The organism is Rothia aeria, assembly GCF_016726365.1.
Classification (GTDB): domain Bacteria; phylum Actinomycetota; class Actinomycetes; order Actinomycetales; family Micrococcaceae; genus Rothia; species Rothia aeria.
In genome coordinates this window covers 1,256,859-1,272,861 of record NZ_CP068102.1, presented here as the reverse complement: position 1 = coordinate 1,272,861, position 16,003 = coordinate 1,256,859, and the positions used below count along the sequence as shown (strand labels likewise).

General features: G+C 59.4%; 13 protein-coding genes. 10 read left to right on the top strand and 3 right to left on the bottom strand.

Translation table 11 applies throughout. The annotated features are described in order from the left end of the window. The first annotated feature begins 217 nt into the window (after positions 1 to 217). Together I6I94_RS05305 and I6I94_RS05300 are read left to right on the top strand one after the other, a co-directional pair. Positions 218 to 1,060 (top strand): MarR family winged helix-turn-helix transcriptional regulator, encoded by an 843-nt coding sequence (locus I6I94_RS05305; protein ID WP_201620974.1) that lies wholly within the window; start codon positions 218 to 220, stop codon positions 1,058 to 1,060. A 63-nt stretch (positions 1,061 to 1,123) separates the two neighbouring features. Continuing rightward, entirely contained in the window at positions 1,124 to 1,552 is a 429-nt protein-coding gene (locus I6I94_RS05300) for a thiol-disulfide oxidoreductase DCC family protein (protein WP_236588954.1), read from the top strand. Between the two features lie 281 nt (positions 1,553 to 1,833). Here I6I94_RS05300 and I6I94_RS05295 read toward each other — a convergent pair whose 3' ends face one another. The 3 genes from I6I94_RS05295 to dacB form a co-directional block, all read right to left on the bottom strand. Next, positions 1,834 to 2,463, bottom strand: a complete 630-nt coding sequence (locus tag I6I94_RS05295) for a hypothetical protein (RefSeq protein ID WP_037236636.1) — start codon at positions 2,461 to 2,463, stop codon at positions 1,834 to 1,836. A gap of 232 nt (positions 2,464 to 2,695) precedes the next feature. Then, positions 2,696 to 5,401 (bottom strand): DEAD/DEAH box helicase, encoded by a 2,706-nt coding sequence (locus tag I6I94_RS05290; RefSeq protein WP_128087361.1) that lies wholly within the window; start codon positions 5,399 to 5,401, stop codon positions 2,696 to 2,698. Positions 5,402 to 5,404: 3 nt separating this feature from the next. Beyond that, a complete protein-coding gene (gene dacB, locus I6I94_RS05285; protein WP_201620973.1) occupies positions 5,405 to 6,934 on the bottom strand; it encodes a D-alanyl-D-alanine carboxypeptidase/D-alanyl-D-alanine endopeptidase in 1,530 nt (509 codons plus the stop codon). 93 nt (positions 6,935 to 7,027) lie between these two features. Here dacB and ppa point away from each other — a divergent pair, with 93 nt between their 5' ends. The 8 genes from ppa (at position 7,028) to folE (ending at position 15,891) form a co-directional block, all read left to right on the top strand. After that, positions 7,028 to 7,513: an inorganic diphosphatase gene (gene ppa / locus I6I94_RS05280; protein ID WP_128087363.1), complete on the top strand. Its 486-nt coding sequence runs from the start codon at positions 7,028 to 7,030 to the stop codon at positions 7,511 to 7,513. A 239-nt stretch (positions 7,514 to 7,752) separates the two neighbouring features. After that, a complete protein-coding gene (locus I6I94_RS05275) occupies positions 7,753 to 7,980 on the top strand; it encodes a helix-turn-helix transcriptional regulator (protein WP_128087364.1) in 228 nt (75 codons plus the stop codon). After that, the gene (locus I6I94_RS05270; protein ID WP_201620972.1) at positions 7,973 to 9,157 is read left to right on the top strand and encodes a type II toxin-antitoxin system HipA family toxin; all 1,185 of its coding nucleotides are present in this window, start codon (positions 7,973 to 7,975) and stop codon (positions 9,155 to 9,157) included. The genes I6I94_RS05275 and I6I94_RS05270 overlap by 8 nt, the downstream gene beginning before the upstream one ends. A gap of 188 nt (positions 9,158 to 9,345) precedes the next feature. Continuing rightward, entirely contained in the window at positions 9,346 to 10,482 is a 1,137-nt protein-coding gene (locus I6I94_RS05265) for a zinc-dependent metalloprotease (protein ID WP_128087367.1), read from the top strand. A 153-nt stretch (positions 10,483 to 10,635) separates the two neighbouring features. Then, positions 10,636 to 11,838 carry a tRNA lysidine(34) synthetase TilS gene (gene tilS, locus I6I94_RS05260; RefSeq protein ID WP_201620971.1) on the top strand — a complete coding sequence of 401 codons (1,203 nt, stop codon included), beginning with the start codon at positions 10,636 to 10,638 and terminating at the stop codon, positions 11,836 to 11,838. Between the two features lie 266 nt (positions 11,839 to 12,104). Then, complete coding sequence (gene hpt, locus I6I94_RS05255; RefSeq protein WP_006888433.1) at positions 12,105 to 12,656, top strand: hypoxanthine phosphoribosyltransferase; 552 nt, start codon at positions 12,105 to 12,107, stop codon at positions 12,654 to 12,656. 396 nt (positions 12,657 to 13,052) lie between these two features. Beyond that, entirely contained in the window at positions 13,053 to 15,317 is a 2,265-nt protein-coding gene (gene ftsH, locus I6I94_RS05250; protein WP_201620970.1) for an ATP-dependent zinc metalloprotease FtsH, read from the top strand. Next, positions 15,304 to 15,891: a GTP cyclohydrolase I FolE gene (folE, locus tag I6I94_RS05245; protein WP_201620969.1), complete on the top strand. Its 588-nt coding sequence runs from the start codon at positions 15,304 to 15,306 to the stop codon at positions 15,889 to 15,891. Before ftsH ends, folE begins: the two co-directional genes overlap by 14 nt. Positions 15,892 to 16,003 lie beyond the last annotated feature (112 nt).

The window sequence follows — 16,003 nt, the reverse complement described above, 5'->3', positions numbered from 1 at the left end:
AAAAACATTCAGAAGGTACCTGTTGAATTTTTCAGAAGGGTCCTGTAGTATTTTCTTACAGGGTCCAGTAAGAAACTTGGGGCCCGTCATTGACGCCCGGTGAAAACCGTAAAACCCCGGGCTATTCGCCCGCTGAGGCGCATATGGGCGGTAGAACTCCGGCCCGTAACTCACCAGGGCTCACAGCATGACACAACACAATATGGAAGGTGCAGCCATGAACGCACAGAATAATACGGGCGATAATACCTCCCAGAACGAACAAGAACACCGCAACCACCCTTGCGGGGAGCCGTCGCCCACCCGGGAGCTCTACAAGAAGCTGGGGCATATTGGTCGCCTCACTCACCTGTGGGCAGCTCAGCAGCGCGAGCGTACGGGCCTTGGGCGCATCGACACCACCCGTGGGCAGGGGCGCATCCTCGCAGCCTTGAAACTCAAAGACGGCATCGCAACCCGCGAACTCGCATACGTGCTGGGAATTCGTGTTCCCTCGCTGAATGAGGCACTGAGCAAGTTAGAGAACGCCGGGTATATTGTGCGGGAGCCCGATCCGCGTGACCGCCGCGTGCAGCTGATTACGCTCACTGATTCGGGGCGGGCTCTCACCGGGCAGCTGGGGGAGGGGGAACCCGAGGGTGACAATATTTTTGAGGTGCTGACCGAGCAGGAACGCGCGAACCTGAGCGACTACCTGGATAAGCTGATCGCCCGCATGCACGAAGATTTGCCCGACCTTGAAGCCGACCGTCAAGAGTGGGAGAAGGCTGCCCGGGAACGCATGGGGGATGATGCGTTTGAAGCGTGGGCAGCACAAGCCCAAGAACGCGGCGGGTTCGGTGCCCTGGCTGGCTTCGGTCCGCTGGGTGGGTTTGGCCCCGGTTTTGGACCTCAGGGCTTTGGCCCCCGTGGTTTTGGCGGCCCGGGCGTTGGCCGTGGCCGCAAGCGTCGTCGTCACGGTGGCCCCAAATCTCGTGGCGAGCGTGGCGAGTTCCCCAAGGGGTTTGAAGGTAAGCATCACCGCCACCCTTCACCGTGGGCATCTTGGATGATGTGGTGACAATAGAATACCGGTAAAACCAAGCGGGGCGGCACCTGGGAACCTGTGGTGCATAATGGGGGCGTGAGTACTTCGCCCTCCTACCACTCTCGCGGCACAGATGAACCGGTGCTGCTGTATGACCCTGACTGCGGTTTCTGTGCGGCAGCCGCAGATATGCTTGCGCGTCTGGGGCCGCAGGTGCGCATTATGGCCGGAACCCCCGCGGCTCTTGAGTACTACGGGGTGTGCGCTGATAGGTTTGCGCACGCCATTCCGCTGGTGAATGCGCGCCACCACGCCATTTTCGGGTCGGATGCTATAGCGCTGGCCCTGCGCACCCACCGTGCACCCCTGCTGCGGCTGACCGGCTGGATGCTTTTGCGGGCGCCGGTTCGGCCGCTGGCACACCGCGCCTACAGGTTTATTGCGGAGAACCGCCCGCTCATTTCCCGGGCAGCTGCGAAGGCCGGTGCTCGCTGGGGTGAATCATGCTCCATTTCACCCCAATAGAGTCCTGAAATAGCAGGGAATAAAAGAATATATTTACATTATGCGCATATTATGCTTCTTTTATTGCCGCTGCCATTTCGGGATATTAGATATGGGGCAGCCAATAACCGGATAAATAAAGTGTATATATGCATTCACTCCGCGGAAAACCAAGAGAATAGTAATGCAAAAATATGCGAACCATCGGGCGGGTGCAGTAATGGGCCGAGCATTAGCGGGCACACAAAAATGAGGGCACCGAGTACCCATAACGCTCTAGATAAACCGCGAGAAAAAATAGACTACTCGGCTGCAATAACCGAGGGCTCAGCAACATCCATACGGTCCAGCAGGTTCACCACCGTGGCCCGCGCCGCCTGCTCCTCATGCCACAGTGAACGCACAAGGGCGCGGCTAACCGCCTGGGTAGTAATACCAAGAGCCGCTGCTGCTGCCTTCTGTTGGCCCCGCACCCCCGGGACGAGCAACCGTACCACGCGCCATTCAGCCTCCGTACGGTCAGCACATACCCGGTACAGCAGCCGCGCAGACCCTGTAGCCATCTCGGCAAGAGATCGGTCCCTGGCCATCACCGCAATACCGCGTGAGGGTGCGCCCCCACGGGCGTACTCAACCGCCAGCCGTGAAAACTCCAGGGCGTCCCCCGTGCAATCCGTAATGTTCAGCGCACCCAGCGCCCCGGCAAAACGAGGGAAAGTAAGCTCACCAGCGCCAATGCCCACCCAAAAACCGTGGGCATGTGCCGCTAAAAGAGCCGCATGCAATGCATCAGAGGCGCTCTCAAAAGCCCCCTGAGCCTCATCAGGATATGTTTGTGCGAATGTGACCTGCGGATTAAGCTTCTCTAGCGATTCAAGAAGACTTGGAACTGATGCAGTATCAGATCGTTGTATAAAAGTTAGGACGAACACACTACCATTATGCCGCATACCCCTCCGGAAATGCGGGAGCTCGAAGGCCCAAGATAACGACATAATGATTTCGTAATATTTCGCCAGACCGAAAATATGCATAAAACCCACATACCACGCGGAAAGAACGGCCGGACACCTCATCAGAGTCATTCGCCACAGAAACCCAGATGCCCAGATGCTGGAACACGTCAACGCCCCAAAAACGAAACTCTAACCTTCCACTTGAGAGCTAATAATCACTGAGGTTGCACAACACCATGAAATCACCAAGAACCGCCAGCTGCTGCGCCGTGGCGGGCACAAACCGGTGGATCGTACTCGAACACACCAGCACCGAACACCACTGCCCGCGTGAAATCGCCACATTCAGCCTGTTCGGCGACAGCAAGAACTCCGCCCCACGCCCCGAAGCCCCAGCATTAGAAGCCGCCAACGACACCACCGTCACCGGCGCCTGCTGACCCTGAAACTTATCAACCGTACCCACGCGCACACCGTGCCCCTGCGCATCCCGCAAACCGGCGCGTTCCAGATGCTGCACAATCGTATCAACCTGCGCATTGTAGGCGGCGACCACCACAATATCATCGCCCGTTAACGCCCGGACAGCCCCATCGCCAGCATCCCACCTGGCACCCACAAACTCCTGCGCCAGGCGCACCACCTCAGCTGCCTCGACCTCCGAACGCACCGTACACCGCCGGTGAGACACCGGAACCACCTGCAGCCCCGGATCCCGACCCTCAAGATGCCGCAGCGCAGCAGCCGGTGCCGAGGCCAGGCGCCCACCATAGCTGAGCCGAGACACCGGCGCACACAGCTGCGGATGCATCCGCCAGCTCACCGGCAAAAAATACCCGAAACGCTCATCCACAGTGGGAGCATCACCCGAAAGCCAGCTGAGAGTCGAAATATCCACCGGGTACGGGTGCGGGGCAGACGACACCTGCGGCAGCTGCTGCGGATCCCCCAACAGCAGTAGGTTACGGGCCGAACGGGCAACCGCCAGCGTATTCGCCAGCGAAAACTGTCCCGCCTCATCAACCACCAGAAGATCCAAAGACGCCTGCTCAAACAGAGAAGCATTCGAAAAATTCCAGGCGGTACCACCGAATACGAAACCCTCCCCGTTAGCGCCGCCCGCGCACCGCTGCTGAACCGTGGCGCGAGACCACTCAGCCCACGGAAAATCCGGCCTCTGGGAAGTCCCCGCCAATTTAGCGACCCGCTCAGCAGGGAACAGCCCGCGCTCAACCACTGCCGCGAGCATATTCTCAACCACTGCATGCGACTGCGCCACCACGCCCACCCGCCAGCCAGCAGCCACCAGAGACGCAATCACATGCGAACCCAAGAACGTCTTCCCCGAACCAGGCGGGCCCTGCACCGCCACATACGAAGAGTCCAGCGCACACACCGCCGCGTGCACCGCCCGCACCATCGGTAAATCCTCACCCGAAAAATCAGCCTCAGTCGGCAGAGAACCGCCAGTCACAAGGCGCGGCGGGCGGCGATACAAAATATCCAACGCCGCCGCCGAGACGCCCCCAGTCGCAGGCTCAATAGCCTCACCCGGTGAACCCTCAACCCCCACAGCCTCTGAGGCTGGAAGCACATCCGGCAGAGACGCATCCACAGAACGCGCAAAATCCTGCAGCGACTGCTCCAACGCCACCGTAGGAACCGTCGCCGCAGGAGCCAAAGCCACCGGCAGTGCCTCATGCGGTTCATCCTTCACCCGAATGCGCTCCTCAACCACGAGCACCACCCGGGCCAAACCATCCGCGCTCACAGGCTCTTCGGCAGGGGCCGCCTCCAGCAGGTGCGCCCCGAAAAACCCCACCCGCGCCACAGTGCGCGGCACATACGCACCCGGGTTAGCGTGCCGGAACGTGTTTACCTGCGACTCCATCGCATCCACCGCCCGGGCGGGTGCGTGGGCGGCCTCATACATCACATACAGCGCCTTATCACGCCCTACTTTGAGTGCGCTGCCCTCACCCACAAGAGCTACCGCACGCAAAACCCGCACCTGCCCTGAACCGACCGTGGCCTTCTGCCAATCAGAAGTCACCTGAACCGACTCAAATACCGCACAATCCCGCGAACCAGCCCACGACGCCACCGGCTCATACAGGCGCCGCATATGCTCACGCCAGAACGGGGCGCGCTCACGGCGGTGATAGTTCGTCGCAGCCAGGGCAAACGCCAGAGTACGCTCATCCTCCGTGAAATGGGTTGGCTCTTTCGCTCTTTCCAGCGCCTGCAGGCGCTCATCCAGCTGCTGCTGGATCAGGTGCCACTCATCCTCCGACTCAACCGGTGCGGGTACCGGGTAGCCGCCCTCGAGAGCCTCAGTGGTGCGATCGGGTTCTGCCGTGTCGGGTTCGTCTGCCTCAACCTGCTCAGGGGCGGGCAGCTGAACCTCGGCGCCTTCCAAACGGGCGCAGGCATCACAAGTGCCGCAGGCAAACACATCCGGGATATTTTTTGAGTCTGCACCCTCACGAATGGCGCGGGCCAGCTGTTCGAGACGGGCGAGCATCCCACGAAATATCGGCAGGATACGCGCCGCCGCAACGCTCTGTCCCGAACCGTCCTGATCCGCAGCGTGAATCTCAAAAGTATGCGGGGCCGGGCGGCTGCCCAGCTCGGGGGCGTTACGCAGTAAGTGCAGCAAGGATGCGGCACCCAGCAGGTCACGTACCTCGTCCCCGCTGTGCTCAAGACGCAGCACGTCGCCCGGTTCCGTACCCAACACCCGGTTCACGGCCTCGAAGGTTTCATGTTTGCGGCGGGCGAGCTCATCCGCGCCCGGTGCGGGGCGTGCCCGTATGTCCTCATAAAGCGCGATTTCGCAGATATGGGTGCGTATCGCATCGTCCAGAGAATACGTAAATGGTTCACTCGCTGCGGAGAACAGCCACAGGCTCACGTGCTACTTCCCCTCCGTCGGTGCCGGTTCGCCAGCGGGCGCCAACGTAACAGGAGCGTTCGAGGTGGACGTATCGGTGGCCTTCGGGGACTCTGCGGGCTTGGCGGACTCAGAGGGTGAGTGCTCCCCAGCGGAGTGCGAAGAATCCGAAGGGGACGGGGAAGGCTTAGGCGCCCGGTCGCTAATGACCGCAGCGGCAGCATCTGCCACCTTCTTCGCCTGCGGCAGCCCACCGATGCTGTCTGTATCGTTCAAAATCAGCGCAAATATAAGGCGCGTACCGTCTGGGCGGGTAGTGTACCCCGCCAACGCAACCACCGTGAACAGGGTGCCGGTTTTTGCCCGCACATGCCCGCGCGCATCCACAGCGTCGGGCTCAGTAAAACGTTCTTTGAGGGTGCCGGTTTTACCCGCCACCGGCAGCCCCTGCAGCAGCTCCTCGTGCCGGGGATGCTCTAACAGCTTGGCCAACGCCTGAACCAGCATGCGCGCCGTCACCCTATTCTCCAGGGACAGCCCGCACACATCCGCCTGTTTCAGATGCTCGGTAGTCACCCCGGCGGCCTCAATTTTTTCACGCACCAGCTTCTGCGCCTCCTCAGCGCTGCCCTGCCGGCCCGCCGCGATCGCCGCGTTCCGGGTGAGCGCCTCAGCGAGGGTATTATCGGATTCGAGCATCATGTGCTGCGCTTGCTGAAGAGCCGTCGCCGATTCGACGCTGGCAATTTCGGTGGCATCCGATGGTTTAGTCCGCTTATCTTTACGCTCAAACGAATAACCATGCGGTTCGCCCGCTTTATTTAGTGCATCCACAAACGCCTGCTGCGCCGCCGAGGCCGCATCGGTAGGCCGTGCCGGTGTGCCGTAGGGGCCAGACTTGCCGGCAATAGTGTGAGAATCCAGCGCAATTGGCGAAATCCCGGTTATTTGACCGGAATCAATATCTGGTTTCTCCCACCCCGGGTTCAGTTCAGGACCCGTATAGATGGAGGTATCCAGAAAGACCGGGAACTTACCTTTTTCGGTCTTGGCAGACCGCAGGCTCTCAACGCACGCCCCCGCGAGCGTCCCCAGCCCCGCATAACCATTCACTGCATCCTTTTTGGAGTCACCCGCGCCCAGCATCGTATCCCCGCCCGCGATGAGAGTAAGCTCGTTTCCGTTACGCGCCACACTTGTTTTAAAACGCGTCCCCAGATCTATGCTGTGCGCCAACGCCAGATACGTGAGAACCTTCATAGCTGATGCGGCCGCACGCGGCTCGTTCTCGCCCTCGCCGTACACTATGTTCCCGTCGGTGTGTGTGACCAGTGCCGAACGATGCGCCCCGGCACGATCCGCTAAAAGCTTCTGCAGCTGAGGAAACTCCGGGGCAGCGGCGGAGGCCTCAGGGGCAGCCGACTCCGCGGTGTTTTGAGGCGACTGTTCGGGCTGCTCCTCACGGGCGCATGCCGCCAGGGCTGCCAGCGGCACAAGGGAAAAAAGAACGGTGCGGCGGGTAGGGTGTGAACGGAGTGTTTGACGAAAGCGCATCTTTAGAGCATAACGCGCGCGGTACAATAGGTACGATTCCGGCGCACCGAGCGTGACGGAAAACAGCAAGAACACAGTAAGAGAGAGGTTCCCATGGAACTCGACGTCACCATTGAAATCCCCAGCGGCTCGCGCGTGAAATACGAAATAGACCACGAAACCGGCCGCCTGCGCCTGGACCGTGTGCTATTTACCTCAATGCAGTACCCCACCGCATACGGCTACTTTGAGAATACCCTCGGCGAAGACGGGGATCCGCTGGATGCGATGGTCATGATTGATGTTGACGTTCTGCCCGGTGTGATTGTTGAGGCGCGCCCCGTGGCCGTGTTCAATATGACCGACGAAGCCGGTGGTGACGCGAAGGTGCTGTGCGTGCCCTCAGATAAGCGCTACGACCACATTAAAACCCTGGCGGACGTGCCCGAGCAGCTCAAAGCCGAGATTCAACACTTCTTCGAACGCTACAAGGACCTGGAACCCGGCAAATGGGTCAAGGGTGAAGGTTGGGATGATTTGCCTGCCGCGGAGAAGATGGTTCAGGAGGCAATCGACCGCTTCGCCGCAGAGTGCCACTAGGTCTCACGCGCGTTCCTCATAACTTCGGGGGCGGAAATCTGCAGTCGCTAAAGGGCACGCCCGCTGCAGATTTCCGCTCCTGCTTTTGTGCGGGTGTTTTCCATTTGCCACACCTTGCATTTTTCCGAAGAATAGTTCGGATTTACTGTATTTTTAGTCTTCTCGTGGTGTAAAATTCTTAAAAACCGAACTATTATTCGTATTTTTAAGGGGGCTGCGGCCATCACGCCGCACACACGATGGCTTTCCACGCAGAAGAGTTTGCTCAGAACTTCGGGCAGCGAGTGCGGCGCATCCGTAAGGAAGAACGGCTGACCCAGCTGGAACTTTCCTATATGGTGGGTGTAAGCGATAAAACGATTCGTGATATTGAACGTGGTAAATCGGGACCATCTTTTGGGTCTGTGCTCAAAACCGCTGAAGTGCTGGGTATATACCTCGTTGTAGAAGGTGCAGATCATGCTTAATCGCGAGCTCCTCAGGGCAGACATCTATAAAGCGGGACATCTAGCCGCGCGGCTCACACGGCACAGTGATTATTCTGTTCACTTCGCTTACTTGCCGGGATATACAGGTGAACCTCTTGCTTGGTCTTTACCTTTAGGCATAGAGCGGGTGACACCTCAGAGCACTCTTCCTAATTTCTTTACTAATCTCTTGCCGGAGGGATACCGCCTGAACGCCCTTGCAGCGAGCCTAAAAACCAGCAAAAGCAATGAGTTAACTCTTCTGTTAGCTCTGGGATCTGATGTGCCAGGGGACGTTCAGATTGTTCCCGAGGGGAAGCCCCCTCAAGAAGTTCCTGCCACGCTTGTCGAGGATGTTGAAACAGTATCATTTCACGACCTAATGGGAGTTATAGATCGTAAAAGTTTACCTGGTGTGCAGACAAAATTCAGTGCCCGCGTAAGTACTTTAATGCGGACTCTGCCCGTGAATTGGCGCAGTGAAGAAGCTCTTCTGAAGGTAAGCCCTGAGCGTATACCTTACCTAGTCGAAAACGAGTATGAACATTTACGTGCCGCCTCCAACCTCAAAATCCCTGTGGCTCAGAGCACTCTCATCTATGATCGGGAGAATACACCAGGGCTTCTCATCTCGCGGTTTGATCGTGGCCCTCAAGGGGAACGTTATGCTTTGGAAGACGCAGCTCAGATTCTTGATATTCCTCCCGCCGCCAAATATAGTGCAGACGGTGACGTTACCAGTGAATCTCTTCTGACAGCAGTGTCAGAACGCGCGGCATCCCCTGCGCTTGCTGCCCGTAATATATATGTGCAATTTCTATATGCCTGGCTTACCGGTAATGGGGATTTGCACGCCAAAAATATTTCTCTGCTCAAAACACCAGAGAAAGGGTGGCATGTCTCTCCCATGTATGATGTGCCAAATTCGTGGGTTTATTTCAAAGACGATATGGCGCTCAGCGTAAATTCACGTGTTAAAAACTTGAAGAAACGCGATTGGGATGCACTTGCTCACTGCGCAGGAATCCCCGAAAAGATGCAGCGGTCTCTGCACAAAACCGCTCTGAAAGCGGCAGCTGGAGTGTTGTGGGACCGGCTACCGTTTACCGGCTCACAACGGTATGGGGTGGAACGGGAATTGAGCCATCGTCGGTGGGAACTTGAGAAGTATCTATGATGCCTCGGGCGTGCGCTCAATAGGCTAACCTGTGAGCAGATAAGATTTTCCTACCCCCGAGTTCAGTTTTCTTGCTCACCATTGTTAGGGGAGCGGGGCGTGTTGTTGCTTCCTGAGAAAAACACGCTCGCCGTGAAACTGTTGGCACCAGCACCGCCGCAACCAGCGGCGGCAACTACACTGTGCATATGAGTGAGAACAGCATCCAAGACCTGTTGAACCCCGAGGCAGTCACCAAAATTGTAGGCACCCTAGCACCCGCCGGGCCGCGCATCGCCCCCGACAAGATGCGGCAGGCGGTAGAATCTATCCGCGCCGCAGCCGAAGTGTCCGTCGATCACGTGCATCGCATCACCGGGCTTGAAGCTGCTCACAACCTACGCGACTCGCAGGTGCTCGTGACCGACCGCAGCACCTGGGCGAAAGCTAACGCGCAGGCGTTCTCGGTCATGCTCGAACCCGTCTTACGTGCCCCGCTGGAAAAAATAAGGCAGAAAAACCCTGCCGCGCTCAGCATCACCAGGTACGGTATCGCCACCGAAGTCGGCAGTATCCTTGCGTACCTTTCAACCCGCGTGCTCGGACAGTACGAGCCGTATGCGGCACTCGCCGGGTATGGTGCTGCGGGCGGGCGTCTGATGCTGGTGGCACCGAATATTCTGGCGGTTGAAAAAGAGCTCAATGTTGAGCCCGAAGATTTCCGTCTGTGGGTGTGCCTGCACGAGCAGACGCACCGGGTGCAGTTCGCCGCCGCGCCGTGGCTGCGTGACTACTTCCTGAACAAGATCGCGCAGCTTGGTGATAGCGTGAGCACAGGCTTGAGCATTAAAGACGCGCTCGTCGCCTCCAAAGGCGCCCGCACCGATGAGGCTGATAACGAGCCGCAAATTGGTGAGCAGCTTGCCGCCCTGGCAAAAACACCCGCCCGTGCCAAACAGATCGCCAGCGAGATCACTGCCGTCATGAGCCTCCTGGAGGGGCACGCGAACGTGATCATGGATGCCGTTGACGCCGAGATAGTGCCGACCGTCAAAACAATTCGCCGCCGGTTCAACCGGCGCTCCGAGACGCAGAAACTCGTAACCCGCCTCATTTCGCGCCTGCTTGGGCTGCACCGCAAAGCCGCGCAGTACCGCGATGGGCAGAAGTTCGTGCAGCATATTGTGGATGCGGTCGGCATGGAACGCTTCAACGTCGTGTGGGAGCGGCCCGAGAACCTGCCGACCGAGCGGGAGATTCACAACCCGGACGCCTGGATGAAGCGCGTGCTGGATGAGGGGTCAGAGGTGACCAGTGCGGTTAAACATGGAGAAACCACCGAGTAGTCCCAGGGCGGGTTATGCGACAAAACCGCGCGACATCTCAATATACCGGCGTGCTTGATAATGCGTAATTCGCTGCTGCGTCTGCCGCGAGGATCAAAGGGATTTGCGAATAGATTTTGTCGTAGCGGCATGTACAACAGAGAAGGACAACACATGCAACATGGACGGCAGGGGCGGCTGCATCCGGGGGTGGGGAAGGCTCGCCGGGAACTGGCTCGCGCGCTGACGAACCTGCTGGGTGAAGGCACCATCAAGGGGACCGGGCGTGCGCGGCGAGACTCGACCGTATCGCAGCAGGGCGCAGAAACCGAGAAACCCCTCGTGCTGGTTGCATGCAGCGGTGGGCCAGATTCGCTCGCGCTCGCCTGCATTGCTGCGCATTTTGCGCGTCGTTCCGATGTGCGTGTGGGCGCCGTCGTGGTCGATCACGGACTGCAAGCCGACTCCGCCGAGGTTGCCGCATCCACCGCAGAAACCCTCACGAACCTAGGGCTGCACCCTGTGCTCACGGAGCGCGTGCAGGTTCCGCAGGGCACCATGGGCCCCGAAATGGCGGCGCGAACCGCCCGGTACGGCGCCTTAGAACGCGCGGTGCATAATACCGGCGCACGGGCTGTTCTGCTGGGTCACACCCTTGACGACCAGGCGGAAACCGTGCTCCTGGGGCTTGGGCGCGGTTCGGGCACACGCTCCCTCGCAGGAATGCCGCCCGTGCGCATCGAAAACGGGGTCACTTACCTGCGCCCCTTCCTCGCGCTGCGCCGCGCCGACATGCTGAATGTTTGCGAAGCCGAAGGTGCCGCCCCCTGGAACGACCCCACCAACACCGACCAGACGCTCATGCGCGCGCGTATTCGGCACACTATCCTGCCGTTCCTGCAAGAGCATCTTGGCGGGGATGTGGCACTCTCCCTGGCGCGAACCGCTGCAGTTGCCGGGCCTGATGCCGAATATTTGGATGCGCTCGCCGCGGCCGAGTACGCCCGCCTGAAGCTGCCCAACGGGGTTCATCTGTCGGATATTCCCGGGGCTGATACGGTGCCCGGCGACCACTCCACGGAGGCTGTCTCTGAGAAACCTGCTCCCACAGTTATTGCCCTGAACCGTGCGGAAACGGCAGCACTGCACCCTGCCCTTCGGATGCGCGTGCTCGCCCTGGCGACCCGCGCCGCGCAGGGGGAGAACCCCGGGTTTGAGCGGCTGCAGGCGCTTGACCAGTTCGTCGCCGAGCACGCCACCGCCGGTCCAGTGCAGCTGCCCGGGCATGTGAGTGCCTACCGCCGCCGTAGGGTACAAGACCCCCGCACCGGCACCCGCGTGGATGCGCTCGTGCTTCTGGGGCGAAGCGCCTTGTGAGTGGCTCATCGGCCCCGCCCAGGTAAGGCTTTTCGCTGCGGAGGTTGGGGAATTTGTACACCCTGAAGATCATGAGTGGTTATACCTTACACTTTGCTGACGGTGGCCCTACCAGCCAAGCCCTGGTACTTGGCGTGTTTGGCGAGGTGTGCTTAACCAGTAGGGTTTAAGTAATACTTAAAGCGAACCAAGAAAATATACCCACCTTGGGGTGCAACCTCCGGGCGGGTGCGGCGTGAAGACGCCCCGGCGAGAAAGAAGAATCCGTGCAGGCTCAAGACGTGCAGGACGATCTGAAGAACGTACTCTTCACCAAGGAAGAGATTAATGCGAAAGTTGCCGAGTTGGCGGCGCGCATCGACGAAGATTACGAAGGCAAAGACGTGCTCCTTGTGGGGGTTCTCAAGGGTGCCATTATGGTGATGGCAGACCTGTCCCGCGCGCTCAAGGGGCACTACACGATGGACTGGATGGCGGTTTCCTCGTATGGGTCCGGCACGAAATCCTCAGGTGTGGTTCGTATCCTCAAAGACCTTGATACCGATCTGACCGGTCGGAACGTGCTGATTGTTGAAGACATTATTGATTCCGGGCTGACGCTGGCGTGGCTGCAGCAGAACCTGATGTCCCGCGGCGCCGCATCCGTTGAAATCTGCGCCCTGCTGCGCAAGCCGAAGGCGGTTAAGACCGACGTAGAGGTCAAATATGTGGGCTGGGATATCGACCCCGAATTCGTGGTTGGTTACGGGCTTGATTTCGCTGAGAAGTACCGCAACCTGGACTGCGTGGCGACCCTGCACCCGCACGTATACTCCTAAACCCTGATCGTGTGCGGCGTGCGCACAAGAGCTTTTGGTGCCCGCGCATCCTAATGAAATTCTGGATGCGCGGGCACGCTTATGTCTGCACGCAGAGCTTCTTGAAACTGTGCGTCACCGCTTAGCCAATCCGCAGCCAGGGGTAAAGGTCTCCCTTGATGAGCTATGAGTTAGAGTTCGACCCGCGTGCTCTTCAAGAATGGCGGAAATTAGATTTCGTGTTTGTGCGCATACCCCATCCCCGAGCCCTTTTAGCCTTGAGGGGAACTGCCGCTGATGCGGGCGTTCCTTGACGGGGGTACGGTACATTTAAAGTTGCATCTTTTTACCGTCACGGAATGCTCCGGTATGCTGTGGCGCGTACACGGCAGCCCTAGCACATGTAAGGATTAAGCGTTGGCGCAAAAACCCAATAATTCCCCTGAGAATCGGGACGGCTGGCTTAATAAGCTGATCTTCACCCCATGGTTGTGGGTGATTGTTGGTGCCCTCATTCTTGTCGCGATTTTCGCGCCGTCAACCTTCGGCTCGGGGAGCCGGCAGGTTGATACGAACGTGGGTATTCAGCTGTTAAACGAGCACAAGGTCAAAAGCGCAAAAATTTATGATGGCGACCAGCGCGTAGACCTGCAGCTGCATGAGGACTACAAGCAGGGCAGGGATAACTACGGTAAAACCGTCAAGTTCTACTATGTGCAACCGCGCGCCCATGACGTAGTGAACGCCATGAACGGTGCCGGGCTGGAAAGCTACACGGACCAGCCGGTGGAGAGTAATTTCTTCGGTTCTCTCCTCTCCCTGTTCGCGCCTCTGCTGATTTTTGGTTTATTCTTCTGGTTCATGGCTGGGCGCATTGGCGGCGGCTCATCGGTGCTGTCGTTCTCAAAGTCGCGCGCGAAAAAGTTCAACAAAGACAACCCGACCGTGCGTTTCTCCGATGTTGCCGGTGTTGATGAGGCACTGGCCGAGCTTGAAGAGGTGCGCGAGTTCCTTGCAGAACCCGAAAAGTTCACCCGGCTAGGCGCTAAGATCCCTAAGGGTGTGCTGCTGTACGGCCCTCCCGGCACCGGTAAAACCCTGCTCGCGAAAGCTGTTGCGGGCGAGGCCGGGGTGCCGTTCTACTCGATTTCCGGTTCTGACTTTGTGGAGATGTTCGTGGGTGTGGGTGCATCCCGTGTGCGTGACCTGTTCAAGGAAGCGAAGTCTAACCCCGCTGCGATCGTCTTCGTGGACGAGATCGACGCTGTCGGTCGCCGCCGCGGCGTCGGCATGGGCGGCGGCAACGACGAGCGAGAGCAGACCCTTAACCAGCTGCTTGTTGAGATGGACGGCTTCGACGGCAACTCCAGCGTGATTGTGATTGCCGCGACTAACCGCCCGGATGTGCTCGACCCCGCCCTGCTGCGTCCGGGGCGTTTCGATCGCCAGATCGGTGTGGATGCGCCCGATATGAAGGGCCGCCAGCGCATCCTTGAGGTGCACGCCGCCGGTAAGCCGATCGACCGTCGCGTCGATTTGGGGCAGGTCGCTAAACGTACCCCCGGTTTCACGGGTGCAGATTTGGCGAATGTGATGAACGAGGCGGCCCTGCTGACCGCCCGCGATAACGGCAACGTGATTGATGACCGCGCTATTGATGAGGCTATCGACCGTGTGATGGCGGGCCCGCAGCGTGCTTCGCGCATCATGAATGAGCACGAGCGTAAGGTGACTGCGTACCATGAGGGCGGTCACGCACTTGTGGCTGCCGCCCTGCGCAACTCCGCGCCGGTTACCAAGATTACGATTCTGCCGCGTGGCCGTGCACTGGGTTACACGATGGTAATGCCGCAGGATGATAAGTACTCGACCACACGCCACGAGCTGCTGGACCAGATGGCCTATGCGATGGGTGGCCGTGCGGCTGAGGAAATCGTATTCCACGATCCTTCCACGGGGGCTGCGAACGATATTCAGAAGGCGAGCGATACCGCGCGCAAGATGGTGACCGACTACGGTATGAGCGCCCTGCTGGGGTCGGTGAAGCTCGGCAGCGACGACACCGAACCGTTCATGGGCGGCGACCCTTCGGCGGCACGTAACTACTCTGACGCGACCGCCTACAAGATCGACACCGAGGTGCGTAAACTTCTGGAAGAAGCTCATGATGAGGCTTTCCAGATTCTCGTGGAAAACCGCGATGTGCTTGACCGCCTGGCGTTCGCCCTGCTGGAGAAAGAGACCCTGCTGGAGAACGAGATCGCGGAGATTTTCAAGGATGTGCGTAAGCGCCCTGAACGCGAGCACTGGTACTCCAAGGAAGGCCGCGAACGCACCGACATTCCGCCGGTGAAAGCCCCGAGCGAGCTCAAAGCCCAAGCGGAAGCACAGCAGAAGCAGCAGGAACTTACCGGCTCTGCCCAGGAGCCTCCCACCGCCCCCACCAAACAGGCGGCAGCAGGCGACACGCCGGTGACTTCAACCGCGCCAGCAGACACCCCCGGGCCGGATAGCTCACCGGAAGAAGACCCGACCGTGGCCATCCCCCCGCAGCGTGGACAGGGCCGGGGCGGGGTGTCTCAGCAGCCCCCGTACCGCAGCCCGTACAACCCGCAGAACCGCCCCGGACAGAACGGTCCGAACCGGCAGAACCCCCACGGAGGCTCAGATGAGCGAGGCTAACGGCTCGGCTGTGGATAAGCCGCGCATTGAGGCGGCGGTGCGGGAAATCCTGCTGGCAATTGGTGAAGACCCGGATCGTGACGGTTTGCAGGACACCCCGGCGAGAGTGGCTCGCGCCTACGAGGAGTTTTTCTCGGGTCTGCACGCCGACCCGGCCGATGTGCTGGGTACGACCTTCGATATTGCCCATTCCGAGATGGTGCTGGTGAAGGATATCCCGTTCTATTCCACGTGTGAGCATCACTTGGTGCCTTTCCACGGGGTGGCGCATGTTGGGTATATTCCTGGGGCTGACGGCAAGGTGACGGGGCTGAGCAAGCTGGCGCGGGTGCTTGAGGTGTATGCGCGTCGCCCCCAGGTGCAGGAGCGGCTGACTACGCAGGTGGTGGAGGCGCTGGAGGAGCACTTAAACCCGCGCGGTGCGATCGTTGTGGTTGAGGCCGAGCATATGTGCATGTCGATGCGCGGTGTGCGCAAACCCGGTGCGAAAACCGTCACGAGTGCGGTGCGCGGGCAGCTTAAGAACGCGGCAACTCGTGCCGAGGCGATGAGCCTGATCTTCTCGAAGCAGTAGCTTTCGACCCAGCTGCTTCGCTCATACGCGGGCAGGTGAGGTGCTCCGAGCCTTTCGGACACACCTTACCTGCCCGCGTCAAACTTTGGTGGGTTGGTAATCCCAGCTGTGT

Coding starts and splice junctions, on each gene's coding strand:
- I6I94_RS05305 (WP_201620974.1), top strand. CDS start 218: ATGAACGCACAGAATAATACGGGCGATAATACCTCCCAGAACGAACAA.
- dacB (WP_201620973.1), bottom strand. CDS start 6,934: ATGCGCTTTCGTCAAACACTCCGTTCACACCCTACCCGCCGCACCGTT.
- ppa (WP_128087363.1), top strand. CDS start 7,028: ATGGAACTCGACGTCACCATTGAAATCCCCAGCGGCTCGCGCGTGAAA.
- I6I94_RS05275 (WP_128087364.1), top strand. CDS start 7,753: ATGGCTTTCCACGCAGAAGAGTTTGCTCAGAACTTCGGGCAGCGAGTG.
- I6I94_RS05270 (WP_201620972.1), top strand. CDS start 7,973: ATGCTTAATCGCGAGCTCCTCAGGGCAGACATCTATAAAGCGGGACAT.
- I6I94_RS05265 (WP_128087367.1), top strand. CDS start 9,346: ATGAGTGAGAACAGCATCCAAGACCTGTTGAACCCCGAGGCAGTCACC.
- tilS (WP_201620971.1), top strand. CDS start 10,636: ATGCAACATGGACGGCAGGGGCGGCTGCATCCGGGGGTGGGGAAGGCT.
- folE (WP_201620969.1), top strand. CDS start 15,304: ATGAGCGAGGCTAACGGCTCGGCTGTGGATAAGCCGCGCATTGAGGCG.